General features: G+C 65.9%; 13 protein-coding genes. 3 read left to right on the top strand and 10 right to left on the bottom strand.

The genetic code is table 11. The features are described from left to right. Positions 1-449: 449 nt before the first annotated feature. From AC0WR5_RS00850 to smpB, 4 genes are all read right to left on the bottom strand, one after another. On the bottom strand, positions 450-1,040 hold the full coding sequence (locus AC0WR5_RS00850; RefSeq protein WP_475866103.1) for a VOC family protein: 591 nt from the start codon (positions 1,038-1,040) through the stop codon (positions 450-452). A 90-nt stretch (positions 1,041-1,130) separates the two neighbouring features. Beyond that, positions 1,131-2,315 (bottom strand): amino acid aminotransferase, encoded by a 1,185-nt coding sequence (locus AC0WR5_RS00845; RefSeq protein ID WP_475866101.1) that lies wholly within the window; start codon positions 2,313-2,315, stop codon positions 1,131-1,133. A gap of 9 nt (positions 2,316-2,324) precedes the next feature. Next, complete coding sequence (gene sseA, locus AC0WR5_RS00840) at positions 2,325-3,176, bottom strand: 3-mercaptopyruvate sulfurtransferase (protein WP_475866099.1); 852 nt, start codon at positions 3,174-3,176, stop codon at positions 2,325-2,327. A 72-nt stretch (positions 3,177-3,248) separates the two neighbouring features. Next, positions 3,249-3,722, bottom strand: coding sequence for an SsrA-binding protein SmpB (gene smpB, locus AC0WR5_RS00835; RefSeq protein WP_475866098.1), 474 nt, complete (start codon positions 3,720-3,722; stop codon positions 3,249-3,251). Between the two features lie 149 nt (positions 3,723-3,871). Between smpB and AC0WR5_RS00830 the strand changes: the two genes are divergently transcribed. Then, a complete protein-coding gene (locus AC0WR5_RS00830) occupies positions 3,872-4,897 on the top strand; it encodes an NADP-dependent oxidoreductase (protein ID WP_475866097.1) in 1,026 nt (341 codons plus the stop codon). Between the two features lie 58 nt (positions 4,898-4,955). Here the strand turns inward: AC0WR5_RS00830 and AC0WR5_RS00825 are convergent, their stop codons facing one another. Further along, positions 4,956-5,612 carry a DsbA family protein gene (locus tag AC0WR5_RS00825; RefSeq protein WP_475866096.1) on the bottom strand — a complete coding sequence of 219 codons (657 nt, stop codon included), beginning with the start codon at positions 5,610-5,612 and terminating at the stop codon, positions 4,956-4,958. Positions 5,613-5,650: 38 nt separating this feature from the next. Beyond that, the gene (locus tag AC0WR5_RS00820; RefSeq protein WP_475866095.1) at positions 5,651-6,151 is read right to left on the bottom strand and encodes a DUF721 domain-containing protein; all 501 of its coding nucleotides are present in this window, start codon (positions 6,149-6,151) and stop codon (positions 5,651-5,653) included. A 176-nt stretch (positions 6,152-6,327) separates the two neighbouring features. Between AC0WR5_RS00820 and AC0WR5_RS00815 the strand changes: the two genes are divergently transcribed. Further along, entirely contained in the window at positions 6,328-7,332 is a 1,005-nt protein-coding gene (locus AC0WR5_RS00815) for an A/G-specific adenine glycosylase (RefSeq protein ID WP_475869103.1), read from the top strand. A gap of 19 nt (positions 7,333-7,351) precedes the next feature. Further along, entirely contained in the window at positions 7,352-8,479 is a 1,128-nt protein-coding gene (locus AC0WR5_RS00810) for an alkane 1-monooxygenase (protein WP_475866093.1), read from the top strand. A gap of 164 nt (positions 8,480-8,643) precedes the next feature. On the opposite strand, the gene AC0WR5_RS00805 is transcribed toward AC0WR5_RS00810, so the two are convergent. From AC0WR5_RS00805 to ade, 4 genes are all read right to left on the bottom strand, one after another. Continuing rightward, the gene (locus AC0WR5_RS00805; RefSeq protein WP_475866092.1) at positions 8,644-9,705 is read right to left on the bottom strand and encodes an acyl-CoA dehydrogenase family protein; all 1,062 of its coding nucleotides are present in this window, start codon (positions 9,703-9,705) and stop codon (positions 8,644-8,646) included. 4 nt (positions 9,706-9,709) lie between these two features. Further along, the gene (locus tag AC0WR5_RS00800; protein WP_475866091.1) at positions 9,710-10,894 is read right to left on the bottom strand and encodes an acyl-CoA dehydrogenase family protein; all 1,185 of its coding nucleotides are present in this window, start codon (positions 10,892-10,894) and stop codon (positions 9,710-9,712) included. A gap of 3 nt (positions 10,895-10,897) precedes the next feature. After that, entirely contained in the window at positions 10,898-12,997 is a 2,100-nt protein-coding gene (locus AC0WR5_RS00795) for a 3-hydroxyacyl-CoA dehydrogenase NAD-binding domain-containing protein (RefSeq protein ID WP_475866089.1), read from the bottom strand. Between the two features lie 141 nt (positions 12,998-13,138). Further along, entirely contained in the window at positions 13,139-14,839 is a 1,701-nt protein-coding gene (gene ade / locus AC0WR5_RS00790) for an adenine deaminase (protein ID WP_475866087.1), read from the bottom strand. Positions 14,840-14,881: the final 42 nt, after the last annotated feature.

Genomic DNA, 14,881 nt, shown 5'->3' with positions numbered 1-14,881 from the left:
CCGTCGCCGCACGGCGACGATGGATAGGGTACAGGGGGCTCTGCCCCCGTCGCCGCACGGCGACAATGGATAGGGTACAGAGGGCTCTGCCCCCGTCGCCGGACGGCGACAATGGATAGGGTACAGAGGGCTCTGCCCCCGTCGCCGGACGGCGACAAATGATAAGATAGAGGGGGCTCTGCCCCCGTCTCCTTCGGAGCCTCCCCCGGGATATTTTGGGCCAGATGACGGGGGAGCGGTGGCGCTCTTTCATCTGGCCCGAAATATCCCCGCCGGAGGCTTCGCCGATTGCAGAAGCGTTAACGCCTGCGTGGAGCGTTAACCCGTGCAAATTTCCCGATTTCGCACCGACGGATTACCGACGCGATACCGACGTAATACCGACGTTGGAATCCGGCCTTTTCAGGGGGTTAAAGATATTCCAATAGCGGAATGCCGACGTGCCCCTTCTACCCTTTCCGATAGGGATCCGCCGGGGCGCGGCTCTGCGACAGGGTGGCGGTGGAACGCTCCGTGATCAGCTCGATCGCATCGGCCAGGTGCTCCTCGGCGATGTTGTAATCGCCCCGTTCCACCCGGATCTTGTGAGCCTCGAGCAGCACCTTGGCATGGCTCGATCCCTCGGGCGGAAAGAACTTGTAGCTGGCCAGTTCGATCAGCAGGCCGAGCGGGTCCTTGAAGTAGATCGAGTCCATGAAGCCGCGGTCCTTGACCCCGGAATGCCGGATCCCGCGCTCGTCCAACCGCTTGACAGCCTGGGCAAAAACCGCCCCGCTGACGTTGAAGGCCAGGTGGTGGACACAGCCCGGATCCATCGGCGTGCGGTCATGGACCGGGCCGCGTGTCTCGTTGGTGAAGATGGTGATCAGCCGCCCGTCGCCGGGATCGAAGTAGAGGTGGCCCTCGTCCGGATTGTCGAGATTGGGCTGATCGAAGACGAAGGGCATGCCCAGCACCCCTTCCCAGAAGTCGATGCTGGTCTGCCGGTCGGCGCCGGTGAGGGTGATGTGGTGCACCCCCTGGACCTGAAGTTTGCGCATGAAATCCTCCTGTTGCCTGAGGAAATCCTGCGCCCCGCCCGCCCGCGCGTCAACTGCGCGGGCGCACAGGGGTCGTGCTCAACCGGGGCGTCAGACGCCCGCGTCGATGATCGCCCTGGCCAGCACCGGCACCGTCGCCGTGTTCAGGCCGGCGATGTTCATGCGGCTGTCGCCGACCATGTAGATGCCGCTGTCGGCGCGCATCTTCTCGACCAGCTCCGGCGTGGTGCCGAGGCGCGAGAACATGCCGCGGTGCTGTGCCAGGAAGCCGAAACGATCCGAGCCGGAGAGCTTCTGCAGCTCGTCGGCCAACTGCTGGCGCAGGCCCAGCATCGACAGGCGCACCTCTTCCAGTTCTGCGGCCCAGTCGGCGCGCAGCTCGGGCGTGGTCAGGATCGTGGTGACGATCCGCGCCCCATGGTCCGGCGGGAAGGAGTAGTTCTGACGGTTCAGGTAGGCCAGGGTGCCCTGGGTCAGCCTGGTCTTCGAGGCATCCGCGCTGATCGCCATCAGCAGACCGGTGCGTTCGCGGTAGATGCCGAAGTTCTTGGAGCAGGAGGCCGCGATCAGCAGTTCCGGCACGTTTTCAGCCACATAGCGGGTGCCGGCGGCATCTGCGTCAAGGCCGTCGCCAAAGCCCTGATAGGCGATGTCGATCATCGGTACGGCGCCGGCGGCGTTCAGGATCGAGACGACCTCTTTCCACTGCACCATGTTCAGGTTGGCGCCGGTCGGGTTATGGCAGCAGCCGTGCAGCAGCACCACGTCACCTGCCTTCAGCCCCTTCAGGTCCTCGACCATGCCGTCGAAGTCGACGCCTCCGGTGGCGCTGTCGAAATAGCGGTAGGGCACCATTTCCATCCCGAGGTACTTCAGGATCGACAGGTGGTTGGGCCAGGTAGGATCGGAGTAGAAGACCCGCGCGCCGGGGTTGGCCATCTTGATCATCTCGAAGGCCTGGCGCACGGCACCGGTGCCGCCGGGGGTGGCCACGGCCGCGACCTGCTCGCGCTTGACCGCGCCGCCCAGGACGAGGTCGATCATGGCATCGGCATAGGCCGGATCACCCGCCAGGCCGGTATAGGCCTTGGTTTCCTGGCCTTCCCAGATCAGCTTCTCGGCGGCTTTCACCGCGCGCATGACCGGGGTGATGCCCTCGGCGTTCTTGTAGACGCCGACGCCCAGGTCGATTTTCTGCTCGCGCGGATCTTCGCGATACATCCCCATCAGGGCCAGGATCTTGTCCGCGGGTTGTTCCTTGAGGTTCTCGAACATGTCTCTCTCTTATTCTCCGGTGGCCACGGGCAGGGTGGGGAAGGCGCCCCATTCGGTCCAGGAGCCGTCGTAAATGGCGTGGTCGGTCTTGCCCATGCGCTCCAGCGCAAGGCACAGGACAGCCGCGGTCACGCCCGAACCACAGCTTGCAATGACGGGTTTCGTCAGGTCGACGCCGGCGCCTTCGAAGATCGCCCGCATCGTCTCGGGGTCCTTCATGGTGCCGCTGCGGGTCAGCAGGTCGGTATAGGGCACGTTCTTCGCGCCCGGGATATGGCCGCTGCGCAGCCCGGCGCGGGGCTCCGGCACCTCGCCGCGGAACCGCGGGGCGGCCCGGGCATCGACGATCTCGTAATCGCCCAGCTTGCTGGCCGCGCTGACCTGGGTCACGTCCTTCACCATCTGGTTCTGGCGGCGCACGGTCATGTGGCGGTCGCGGATCACCGGGTCGAGGTCCTCGACCGCGCGGCCTTCCTTGATCCATTTCGGCAGCCCGCCGTCGAGCACGGCCACGTCGAACTGTCCCATCAGCCGGAACAGCCACCAGACGCGCGCGGCGGAAAAAAGACCCTTGTTGTCGTAGACCACCACCTGGTGGCCGTCGCCCACGCCCATGGCGCGCAACCGGCTCATGAATTTTTCCACCGGCGGCGCCATGTGGGGCAGCTCGGAGCGGTGATCGCTGACATCGTCGATATCGAAGAAGCGCGCGCCGGGAATATGGGCTGCATCATAGGCCGCCCGGGTGTTCTCGTCGGTGCCGGGAAGGGCCATGCTCGCATCAAGCACCCGCAGATCGGGGTCCTTCAGATGCTCTTCAAGCCATTCGGTCGATACCAGAATCTTCGGATCATCCTGCACGGGGCGCCACCTTTCGCATGAAAATCGACGATTCCCTAGCCCGGCAGCCCTGATTGCGCAAGGGTTGCAGACCTAGTGATGCTCTTTCAGCAGCCGCTGTTTCTGCCGACCCCAGTCGCGCTTGGCCTCCGTGGCACGCTTGTCGTGGTTCTTCTTGCCCTTGGCGATACCCAGCTTGATCTTGGCCATACCGCGGTGGTTGAAATAGAGAACCAGCGGCACGAGGGTCATCCCCTTGCGCTGCGTTTCATTCCACAGCCGCGACAATTCCTTCTTTGAAACCAGCAACTTGCGGCGACGTCGATCCTCGTGTCCGAACATGGCCTGCTCGTAGGGGGCAATGTAGGAATTGACCAGCCAGAGTTCGCCGTTCTCGACTGCGGCATAGCTCTCGGCAATGTTCGACTGACCGGTCCGCAGGCTTTTCACCTCGGAGCCCATCAGCTGGATACCGCATTCTATATCGTCCTCGATCGCGTAGTCGAAACGCGCCCGACGATTTTCAGCAATAACCTTGTAATTCGGATCTGGTTTCTTCTGTGCCATGGTCGGGCCTCTTTACGTCACTGCGGGTGGTCCTGTCCATGCGGGTTGATCAGGGGACAGCCGCGCCGCCGGCGCGGAATTCCATTCCAATCTGCGGTTGGATTTCCGCAGCAGAGGCTTAACGTGGAGGCGAAAGGGAGGATTTCAAGATGACAGAGATGATGCAGCGGATCGTTCTGGCGCGGCGCCCGGAGGGATTTCCGGTCGAGGCGGATTTCCGGCTGGAAGAGCTGCCCATGCCCGAACCAAGGGAAGGAGAGGTGCTGGTCAAGGTCAGCCACTTCTCCCTCGACCCCTACATGCGCGGCCGGATGGACTACGTGAAGAGCTATGCCGCCCCGCAGGAGCTGGACGAGACGATGGTGGGCGGCGCAGTGGGCCGCGTGATTGCCTCGCGCGCGCCGGCCTTTGCCGAGGGCGACCTGGTCTTTGGCATGCTCGGCTGGGCCAGCCATGGCTGCCTGCCCGCGAAACAGCTGCGCAAGCTCGATCCCGACCTGCCGCCTTCGACCGCGCTCGGGGTGCTGGGCATGCCCGGCTTCACCGCATGGTCGGGGCTCAAGGCCTATGGAGAGATGAAGCCCGGCGAGACGCTCGTGGTGGCCGCGGCCACCGGGCCCGTGGGCTCGATGGTCGGGCAGCTCGCCCGGAGCGCCGGGCTGCGCACAGTGGCCGTGGCCGGCGGCCCGCGCAAATGCGGCCTCGCCACTCAGGTCTTCGGCTTCGATGCCAGCGTCGACCACCGCGCCCATGACACGCCGATGGAGATGATGCAGGCCCTGCACGAGGTCTGCCCCAACGGCATCGACATCTACTTCGAGAACGTCGGCGGGACGGTCCTCGGTGGGGTGATGCCCCTCCTGAACCTGCACGCCCGGGTGATCATCTGCGGCATGATCGCCTGGTATTCCGGCGAGAGCGACGAGGTGGGCAAGACCCCGCTGCAGAAGCTCTGGCGCCTGGCACTGGTGAAGCGGATCCGCATCCAGGGGCTGCTGCAGACCGATCACGTCGATCTCTTTCCCGCCTTCCTGGCAGAGGTCGGCCCCAAGGTACGCTCGGGCGAGATCACCTATCTCGAGGATGTCGCCCTTGGCCTTGAAAACGCGCCAAAGGCCTTCTTCTCGATGCTCAAGGGCGGCAACAAGGGCAAGCAGGTCGTCAAGCTGACCTGACACGCAAAGGGGCGCCGGTTTGCACCGGCGCCCCCTGCTGTCCCGCACGCGGGCCGTATCAGCTCAGCTGTTCGTCCAGGATCTTCTTCAGATCCGCATAGCTCATGTTCGAGTACTGCTTGCCGTTCACGAAGAGCGTCGGCGTGCCGGTCACGTCGTCGTCGGTGGCGTTCTTCTGGTACCAGGCGACAAGTGCACGCGCCTTGGCGTCGTCCGACAGGCATTCCTCCAGGGCGGCATCATCGAGACCCGCGATCTTGCCGATGCGGCGCAGGTTGTCGGCGATCTCGGCCTCGGATTTCGCCGAGCGCAGCCACTGGTCCTGCTGTTCATAGAACATGTCCGCGATGCCGAAGAAACGGTCGGGATTGCAGCGCGCGATCAGCGCCGCCCAGAGACCGTAGCGGTCGAAGTAGACGTCGCGATAGACGAACTTGACCTTGCCGGTGTCGATGTACTCGGTCTTGACCTTGTCGAAGACCTCGTTGTGGAAATCGCGGCAGTGCGGGCAGGTGAAGGAAGCGTATTCCATCAGGGTCACCGGCGCATCTTCCTTGCCGAGGACCATTTCCTTGATTTCCGGCGCATCTGCCGGGGCCTCGGTGCTGTCGTCCTGTGCCAGAGCGGCCGTGCCGCTGCCCAGCAGGGCCGTGCCGCCGCTCAGGGCCGCGACCATAGCGGTCAGGCCGCTGCCAAGGAGGAACCTGCGATCCATATGAAGATCCTTTCTCAAATCAAATCCGTTCTGCTTGCTTACTTGAGGACATTGCGGGCCAGGGCCTCCAGCGCCGCCTTCAGGCCCTCGTCCTGAACGCCATCGGCCACGGCTGCGGCGCGCTGTACCACCTCCGGGGCCGGTGCGGCCGGCTGGGCCTTCTGCTGGGCACGAAAGGCCACCTGACCCTCGGCAAAGCCCGTGGGCGCGGTCTGGGTGATCCGGATCCGCGCGATGGCGTTATAGCCGTAGGTGGCATTGACCTTCTGGCGCAGCTGCTCCTTCTGCATCTCGAGGATGGGCGCATGGGCCCCCGTGGTCAGCAGCACCAGAGTTGCGCCGAGCGAGCCCTGCCCGCGCGGGTATTTCACCTCGACGGGCCGGGCCATGGCGGCCATGTCCTCGCCCACGATGTCATCCCAGTGGGTCAGCACCTTGGACACGGCAAACCCGCGCGACTCGCCGGCCTTGCGGATCCGGCTTTCCAGCAGGCCGTAGGTCCGGGTGAACCCGTAAGTTGTGGTCTGTCGGCGCGGCATGGCTTGCATCCTTGGTCGTCGCACTATTGTAGTCTGACGGATGCGCCATGCCATAGCAAAGCCTGAAGGAACCATAAAGATTGCGTGAGGGATCCGAGACCGTCCGAGAAACTGCCCACGACCCGGCCGCCGAGGCCGGAACCCTGCTGGCCTGGTACGACCGCCATGCCCGGGTGATGCCCTGGCGCGTGGGCCCGGCGGAAAGGGCCGCGGGCCAGCGCCCCGATCCCTACCACGTCTGGATGTCCGAGGTGATGCTGCAGCAGACGACGGTTGCCGCAGTGCGTGAGTATTTCCTGCGTTTCACCGCGCTCTGGCCGACGGTTGCCGATCTTGCCGCTGCCGAGGATGGCGCGGTGATGGGCGAATGGGCCGGCCTCGGCTACTATGCCCGGGCCCGCAACCTGCTGAAATGCGCCCGTGCGGTGGTCGCCGATCACGGCGGCGTCTTTCCCGATACCCGCGAGGGGCTGCTGAAACTGCCCGGCGTGGGCCCCTATACAGCCGCCGCCATCGTCTCCATCGCCTTCGACCGGCCCGAGGTGGTGGTCGACGGAAATGTCGAGCGTGTCATGGCCCGGCTCCACGATGTCCATACCCCCCTGCCCGCGGCCAAGCCGGAACTGACCGACCTGGCCGCAGCCCTCACTCCGCAGGACCGGCCCGGCGATTACGCCCAGGCGGTGATGGACCTCGGCGCGACGATCTGCACGCCGCGCTCGCCCGCCTGCGGCATCTGTCCCTGGCAGGGGCCCTGCGCCGCCCGCGCCGCAGGCACCGCGCCCGAGCTGCCGAGGAAGACGCCGAAGAAACCGAAACCCACACGCCTGGGCGTGGCCTACGTGGCGCGCCGCGCCGATGGCGCCTGGCTGCTGGAGCGCCGCCCCGATCGCGGCCTGCTGGGCGGCATGCTGGGCTGGCCCGGCTCCGACTGGGCCGAGGAACAACCCGCCCACGACGCCCCTCTCGATGCGCAGTGGCGCGAACTTCCGGCCGAGGCGCTGCATACCTTCACCCATTTCCACCTGCGCCTTCGCGTCATGGTGGCCGAGGTGCCGCAGGGCACGAACCCCGAGCGTGGCATGTTCCTTCCCGCGGCCGAGTTCCGCCCCTCGGATCTGCCCACCGTCATGCGCAAGGCATTTGACCTCGCGCGCGGGGAGTTCATAAGCTTGTCCTGACACGACAAGGAGAGGCCCCATGTCAGGCAGCACACCGATCCCGGCCTTCAGCCGCGCGGCGCCCTTCTGGCTGTCGCTCTTCATGGTGCCCCTGGTGGTGATCGGCGCAAGACAGGGGGGCTGGACGGTCTTCCTGGTGCCGCTCTACGGCTTCGGTCTCTTCTCGGTGCTCGACAGGCTCCTGGGTCTGAACACCGAAAACGCCGACCCGCAGACCGAGGAGAGCGATCTCTTCTGGTACCGGGCCATCACGCTGATCTGGGCCCCGGTGCAGTTTCTGACGCTGTTCTGGGCTATCTGGTACACGGTCCATGCCGGCGATCTCGGCTTCTGGGGCAAGCTGGTGCTCTTCTACGGGGTCGGCACGATGACCGGCGCCATCGGCATCGTCTACAGCCACGAGCTGATGCACCAGAAGAACAGGCAGGAACGCTGGCTGGGCGATATCCTTCTGTCGATGGTTCTCTACAGCCATTTCCGCACGGAACACCTGCTGGTGCACCATTCCCAGGTCGGCACCCCGGGCGATGCGGTCACCGCGCGCTACAACGAGGGCTTCCCGCATTTCTTCTGGCGCATCCTGCGCGATTGTCCCCGCTCCGCCTGGCAGGCCGAGGCGACGCGGCTGGAACGGACCGGCCGGTCGCGGTTCGACCGGGCCAACCCCTTCTGGCGCTATGCCGCCCTGCAGGGTGCAATGCTGCTGCTGGCAATCCTGCTGGGGGGCTTCGAGGGCTTGGTTCTCTTCCTCTACCAGGCACTGATCGCCATCTGGATGCTGGAACTGACGAATTACGTCGAACATTACGGGCTGACGCGCAAGTACCTCGGAAACGGCAAGTACGAGCGCGTCTACCCCCATCACAGCTGGAACGCCGCTCATACCGCCTCGAACTGGCTGCTGATCAACCTGCAGCGCCACTCCGATCACCACATCAAGCCCGACCGCCGCTTTCCGCTGCTGCAGAACCACGGCGAGGACGAGGCGCCGCAACTGCCGCACGGCTATCCGATCATGGCGATGATGGCGACCATCCCGCCGCTCTGGCGCCGCCGGATGAACCCGCGGGTGCGGCAATGGCGGGCCATGTACTACCCCGAGATCACCGACTGGCAGCCCTACAAGACGGGCCGCCACGCCGATTGAGACGGTAAAGGGGGGCTCTGCCCCCGTCCTGCGGACTCCCCCGGGATATTTCGGGCCAGATGATCAGGAGCCGAGTTTCCCCCGTCATCTGGCCCGAAATATCCCGGGGTGAATGACGCCGCAGGCGGCAGAGGGGCAGCGCCCCTCCGTCGCCTGGGCATGTCTCAGGCGGCCATGACGCGGGACAGGTGAAAATCCGTATCCCCCAGCTGATGGTCGATCATGATGATCCGCTTGGCATAGTGGCTGCCGGGGTATTCCCAGGTCATGGCGATCCCGCCGTGCATCTGGATCGCCTCCTCGGCCACCAGGCGACCGGCCCGGCCGATCAGGTTCTTGGCCATGGAGGCATAGCGCGCGGCCTCCGCCCCGCCCAGCTCGCCCGCGGCGCGGATGGTGATGGAGCGCGCCTGTTCGATCTCGGTCAGCATGTCCACCGCGCGGTGCTGCAGCACCTGGAACTTTCCGATCGGCACGCCGAATTGCTTGCGGGTGCGCAGGTATTCCAGCGTCATCTCGTGCAGCACGTCCATGGCGCCCACGGCCTCGGCACAGAGCGCCACGATCCCGGCGTTCACCGCGTCCTGCAGCGCTGCGCCCGCATCCTCCAGCAACAGCTTTGCGGGTGTCTGCTCCAGCACCAGCTCTGCCGCGCCGCCGCCGTCGATCATGCCGTAGCCGGTGACCGAGGCATCGCCCGCCTGCACCTCGAAGAGCGCCAATGTGCCGTCAAGCCGGGCTGCGACGAGAAAGACATCTGCCGCCTGCCCGCCATAGACCGCGCTTTTGCGACCGCTCAGCACGTGCCCCTCGCCACTGGCGCTGGCCGTGGTCTCGGTCAGTTCCAGCTCCCAGGGGGCATCCACCTCGCCCATGGCCACGGCGTATTTCGTGGCCCCCGCAAGCAGCGCCTCCTGGTCGGCGCCGAGGGTCGTCAGCAGGCGCGAGGCCAGCAGCGCGCCCAGCACCGGCTCGGGGCAAAGGGCGCGGCCCATGGCCTCGAACACCACCGAGATGTCGAAGCCGCTGCCGCCGAAGCCGCCCGCCTCCTCGGGCGCCAGCGCAAAGAGCGCGCCCAGTTCGGCCAGCTCCGCCCAGCGCTCGGGCGAATGGTAGGGCGCGGCATAGGCGGCCTTGTTGCGGGCCTCCACGGGATATTTCTCGCGCAGGTAGCGGTTCAGGCTGTCCGACAGCATCTGCCGGTCTTCGGTCAGGTCGAAATCCATGGGCTCACAGCTCCAGCATGGTCTTGGTCAGGATGTTTCGCTGGATCTCGTTCGAGCCACCGAAAATCGACGTCTTGCGGTTGTTGAAGTAGCGCGCGGCATCATTGGCGTGATCCGCCGGCGCCACCGCCATGTTCGCGGGCAGCATCCCCGGGAAGGGTGCGGCAGAGGGGCCGAGCGCGCGCTGCGCCAGGTCCTTCAGCTCCTGCGAGATCACCGTGCCCTTGATCTTCAGTATCGAGGTCTCGGGCCCCGGCGCGCCCTGCTTCTGCGCCTGGTAGAGCATCCGCAGGTTGGTGATCTTCATCGCCTCCAGGTCGATCTCCACCTGGGCGATCCGCGCGGCAAAGAGCGGATCCTCGATCAGCGGCCTGCCGTTGCGCTTCACCTGACGCGCCAGGGCCTTGACCTCTTCCAGCGACTGCATGGAGAAGCCGACGCCGGCGATATTGGTACGCTCGTGGGTCAGCAGGAACTTGGCAATGGTCCAGCCCATGTTCTCCTGGCCCACCAGGTTCGCGGCCGGCACCCGCACGTCGGTAAAGAAGACCTCGTTCACCTCGTGGCCACCCTCGATCAGGCGGATCGGGCGCATCTCGATGCCGGGTGTATCTAGATCGACGAGAATGAAGGAGATCCCCTGCTGCTGCTTCACGTCGGGGTCGGTGCGCACCAGGCAGAAGATCATGTTGGCGTGCTGGCCCAGGGTGGTCCAGGTCTTCTGCCCGTTGATCACGTAGTCATCGCCGTCGCGCACCGCCCGGGTCTTCAGGCTGGCCAGGTCGGAGCCCGCGCCGGGTTCCGAATAGCCCTGACACCACCAGTCCTCGCCCGTGAGGATCCGCGGCAGGTAGTGGTCCTGCTGTTCCTTGCTGCCGAACTTCATCAGAACCGGCCCCAGCATCGCCAGACCGAAGGGCACGATGCGCGGCGCATAGGCACGGCAGGCCTCCTCCTCGAAGATGTGCCGCTGCACCGGCGACCACCCAGGCCCGCCGAACTCCTCCGGCCAGGTCGAGGCCAGCCAGCCCTTCTCGTTCAGGATCGCGTGGTAGCGCTCCATCATCGCCTTCGGCAGCTCGCCGCCCGCGCGCACCGCGTCGCGAATGTCGCTGGGCAGATGCGCATCGAAGAAATCGCGCACCTCCTGGCGAAAGGCCTGCTCCTCGGCACTGAAACTCAGGTCCATTCCTCACCCTTCCTTGTTGAGATCGGCAAACGTGGTGCCATTGGCCGCCATCTCGCGCAGCAGCTCCGGCACCTGCCAGTAATGTGGATCGTCCTGCGCCCAGGCCTCGATCCTGCGGATCAGCTCTGCGGCGCCGATCGTGTCGGCGTAATGCAGCGGCCCGCCGCGGAAGCGCGGAAAGCCGTAGCCGAAGAGGAAGACCATATCGACGTCCACCGGCCGCTTGGCGGTGCCGTCGGCCACAACGCGCGCGGCCTCGGCGATCATCGCGGTCATGTAGCGGTCGACGATCTCCGCGTCGGTGAAGGCCTTGGGCGTGATCCCCTTCTCGGCACGCACCGTGTCGATGATCTCGCTCACCGCCTCGTTCGGCACCGGCGCCCCGCTGCCATAGACGTAGTAGCCCTGCCCGGTCTTGCGCCCGAACCAGCCCTGTTCGCAGATCCGGTCGGCAATATCGCCGCCATAGCGTTCGGCCGGGTCGCGGCTTTCGGCCTTGCGCTTGCGGGTGGCCCAGCCAATGTCGAGCCCGGCAAGATCGCTCACCTTGAAGGGCCCCATGGCAAAGCCGAAATCCTCCAGCGCCCGGTCCACCTGCTGCGGAGAGGCGCCGTCGAGCACGAGATAGCCCGCACAAAGCCCGTAATGCGCCAGGATCCGGTTGCCGATGAACCCGTCGCAGACCTGCGCCAGCACGCCCACCTTCTTCAGCCGCTTGGCCAGCGCAAAGCCGGTGGCAAGAACATCGGGCGCCGTCTCGGCCCCCTGCACGATCTCCAGCAGGCGCATCACATGCGCGGGGCTGAAGAAATGCAGGCCCAGCACATCGCCCGGGCGGCTGGTGCAGCCCGCGATCTCGTTGATGTCGAGGTAAGAGGTGTTCGACGCCAGGATCGCCCCCGGTTTGCAGATAGCGTCGAGCTTGCCGAAGATTTCGCGTTTCACCGCCATTTCCTCGAACACCGCCTCGATCACCAGGTCCACGTCGGCCAGTGTCTCCATGTCCAGGGACGGCTCCAGCATCGCCAGCGCGGCATCGCGCCTGTCGGCCTTCAGCTTGCCGCGGCTGACGGCGCCGTCGAGGTTCTTGGTGATCGTCGCCACGCCCCGGCTCAGCCCCTCTTCGGCCACCTCGATCAGGCGCACCGGCACGCCGGAGAGCAGGCAGGCCGTGGCGATGCCCGATCCCATGGTGCCGCCGCCGATCACGCCGATCTTCTGAACCTCGCGGGTCGGCCCCTTGGCCTCGGGGATGTTCGACACCGCCCGCTCGCCAAAGAAGGCATGGATCAGGCCGGCGCGCTGCGGTGTCTCCATGCAGTCGAGAAAGGCCTGCCGTTCCACCTTCATCCCCTCCTCCAGAGGCAGGGAACAGGCGGCGATGGCCTCGATGCACTTGATCGGATTGATCAGATGCGGCGTCTTCGCCTTTGCCCCGGCAATCGCGGCCTCTATCACCTCCGGATCGACCGTGGCGGCGATCTGATCGGTGCGGCGTGTCTTCAGCGTCCCGTCCAGCACCTCCTGCGCGGCGGCCAGCGCCACCTCGCGCGGGGTGCCCTCGACCACGCGGTCGATGGCCCCGGCCTGCAGGGCCTCCTCCACCGGCACCTGCCGGCCCGTCAGGGACATGTCGAGGGCAAAGGGCACGCCCGCGAGGCGCGGCAGGCGTTGCGTGCCGCCGGCCCCGGGCAGCAGCCCGATCAGCACCTCCGGCAGGCCCACGCGGCTGCCCGCGATCGCCACCCGCGCATGGGCCGCCAGGCCCAGCTCGAAGCCGCCGCCCAGCGCCGTGCCGTGCATCACCGCGACTACCGGGATCTCGCTCCGCTCGAGGATGCTGTAGACCTCGGGCAGCACCGGCTCCTTCGACGGCTTGCCGAATTCGCGAATGTCGGCCCCCGCCATGAAGGTGCGTCCGGCGCAATATATCGCGATGACCTTCGCCGCGCCCTCCTCGTTCAGCCCCTTCAGCGCCTCGACCAGCCCGACGCGCACGGCATGGCCGCTGGCGTTGACCGGCGGGTTGTCGATGCAGATCAGCGCGATCTCTCCGGAATACTCCGTCGAGATGACGTCGTTCACCTTGCTTCCGTCCGCCATGATGCGGCCCTCCCCCCATGTTTGCGGGCGGCACGTCTCCACGCGCCGCTCCTCCTCCGGGGATCAGGTTAGGCCCTCGTCAGGGCGAGGTCAACATTTGCGGAACTTGATTTCGCTTTGCGGAAATATTCCGTTTTCAGATCATGTGATGATCTCGAATTTCACCACGTCGACCATGCCCATGTCGGTGATCTTCAGCGCCGGAATCACCGGCAGCGCCAGAAAGGCCAGCTGCAGGAAGGGTTCCTCCAGCGTCACGCCCAGCGATTTCGCCGCGTCCCGCAGCACGATCAGCTGGTCATGCACCACCTCGAAAGGCTCCAGGCTCATCAGCCCCGCCACCGGCAGCGGCAGCTCGGCCAGCACCTTGCCGCCCTCCACCACCACGAAACCGCCCTCGATCTCGCCAAGCCGGTTCGCGGCCAGCGCCATGTCGTCATAGTCCACGCCGACGCAGGCGATGTTGTGGTGATCGTGGCAGACGGTCGAGGCGATGGCCCCGCTCTTCAGGCCGAACCCCTTCACGAAGCCGCTGGCGATATTGCCGTTCACCCCGTGGCGCTCCACCACCGCGATCTTCACCAGATCGCGCGCCGGGTCGGGGCGCTTGTCGCCGCCCTCGATGGCGATCTCCTCCTTCAGGTGCTCGGTGATGATCTTGCCCTCGACGATGCCGATCACGTCGGTCTCGCTCTTGTTGGCCTCGGTACGGAAGTTGTCCGCCACCACCACCGGCGCCTTCACCGAATGGCGCCCCACCGGCGGGGTGATGCTCCGCGCGGCAAAGGCCGCGTCGCTGAACTGCACCCCTCCCGAGAACACCATCTCGGCCCGACAGGTGCTCAGGTCGTCGATCACCACGATATCGGCGCGCTTGCCCGGCGTGATCGAACCGCGGTCCTTCAGTCCAAAGGCCTCTGCAGCCGAAAGCGACGCCGCCCGGTAGACGGCCAGCGGCGGGCAGCCCATGCGGATCAGCTCGCGGATCATGAAATCGAGGTGCCCGTGATCGCCGATGTCGAGCGGGTTGCGGTCATCGGTGCACAGGCACATGTAGGCGCTGGTGATATCGGTCAGCAGCGGCTGCAGCGCCACCATGTCCTTGCTCACCGAACCCTCGCGGATCAGCACCCGCATGCCCTTCTGCAGCTTCTCGCGCGCCTCCTCGGCGGTGGTCGCCTCGTGTTCCGTGCGGATGCCCGCCGCGCAATAGGCGTTCAGGCCCTTGCCGGTCAGCTGCGGGCAGTGGCCGTCGATATGCTCGCCCCGGAACATCTCCAGCTTGGCCATGCAGCCCGGATCCTGGAAGATCACGCCGGGATAGTTCATGAACTCCGCCAGGCCGATCACCTGCGGATGATCCCGCAGAGGCGCCAGGTCCGCCGCCTCGATCCGTGCGCCCGCCGTCTCCATGTGCGAGGACGGCACGCAGCTGCTCAGGTTCACGCGAATATCCATCACCGTCTCGGTCGCGCTGCTCAGAAAATACTCGATCCCCGGCACCCCGATCACGTTGGCGATCTCGTGCGGGTCGCAGATCGCCGTGGTCACCCCGCGCGGGCCCACGCAGCGGTCAAATTCATGCGGGGTCACCATGCTGCTCTCGATGTGCAGGTGCGTGTCGATGAAGCCGGGCACGAGGATCTTGCCGGTCACGTCGATGACCTCGCGTCCCTCGTAGCTGTCCATGATCCCCACGATCCGCTCGCCACAGATCGCCACGTCGCCCTCCAGAAGCGCCCCCGTCACCACGTCCAGAACCTTGCCGCCGCGCAGCACCAGATCGGCAGGCGCGTCGCCGGCCCCTTGGGAAATCATGTCGGACAGGGGTTTCAGGGTCATGGCAAAGCTCCGAATTCAGGGTTGGCAGACAGCAAAACCCCA

The organism is Pseudooceanicola sp. DL12 (genome assembly GCF_056270665.1).
This window is presented reverse-complemented; position numbering and strand designations above follow the sequence as displayed.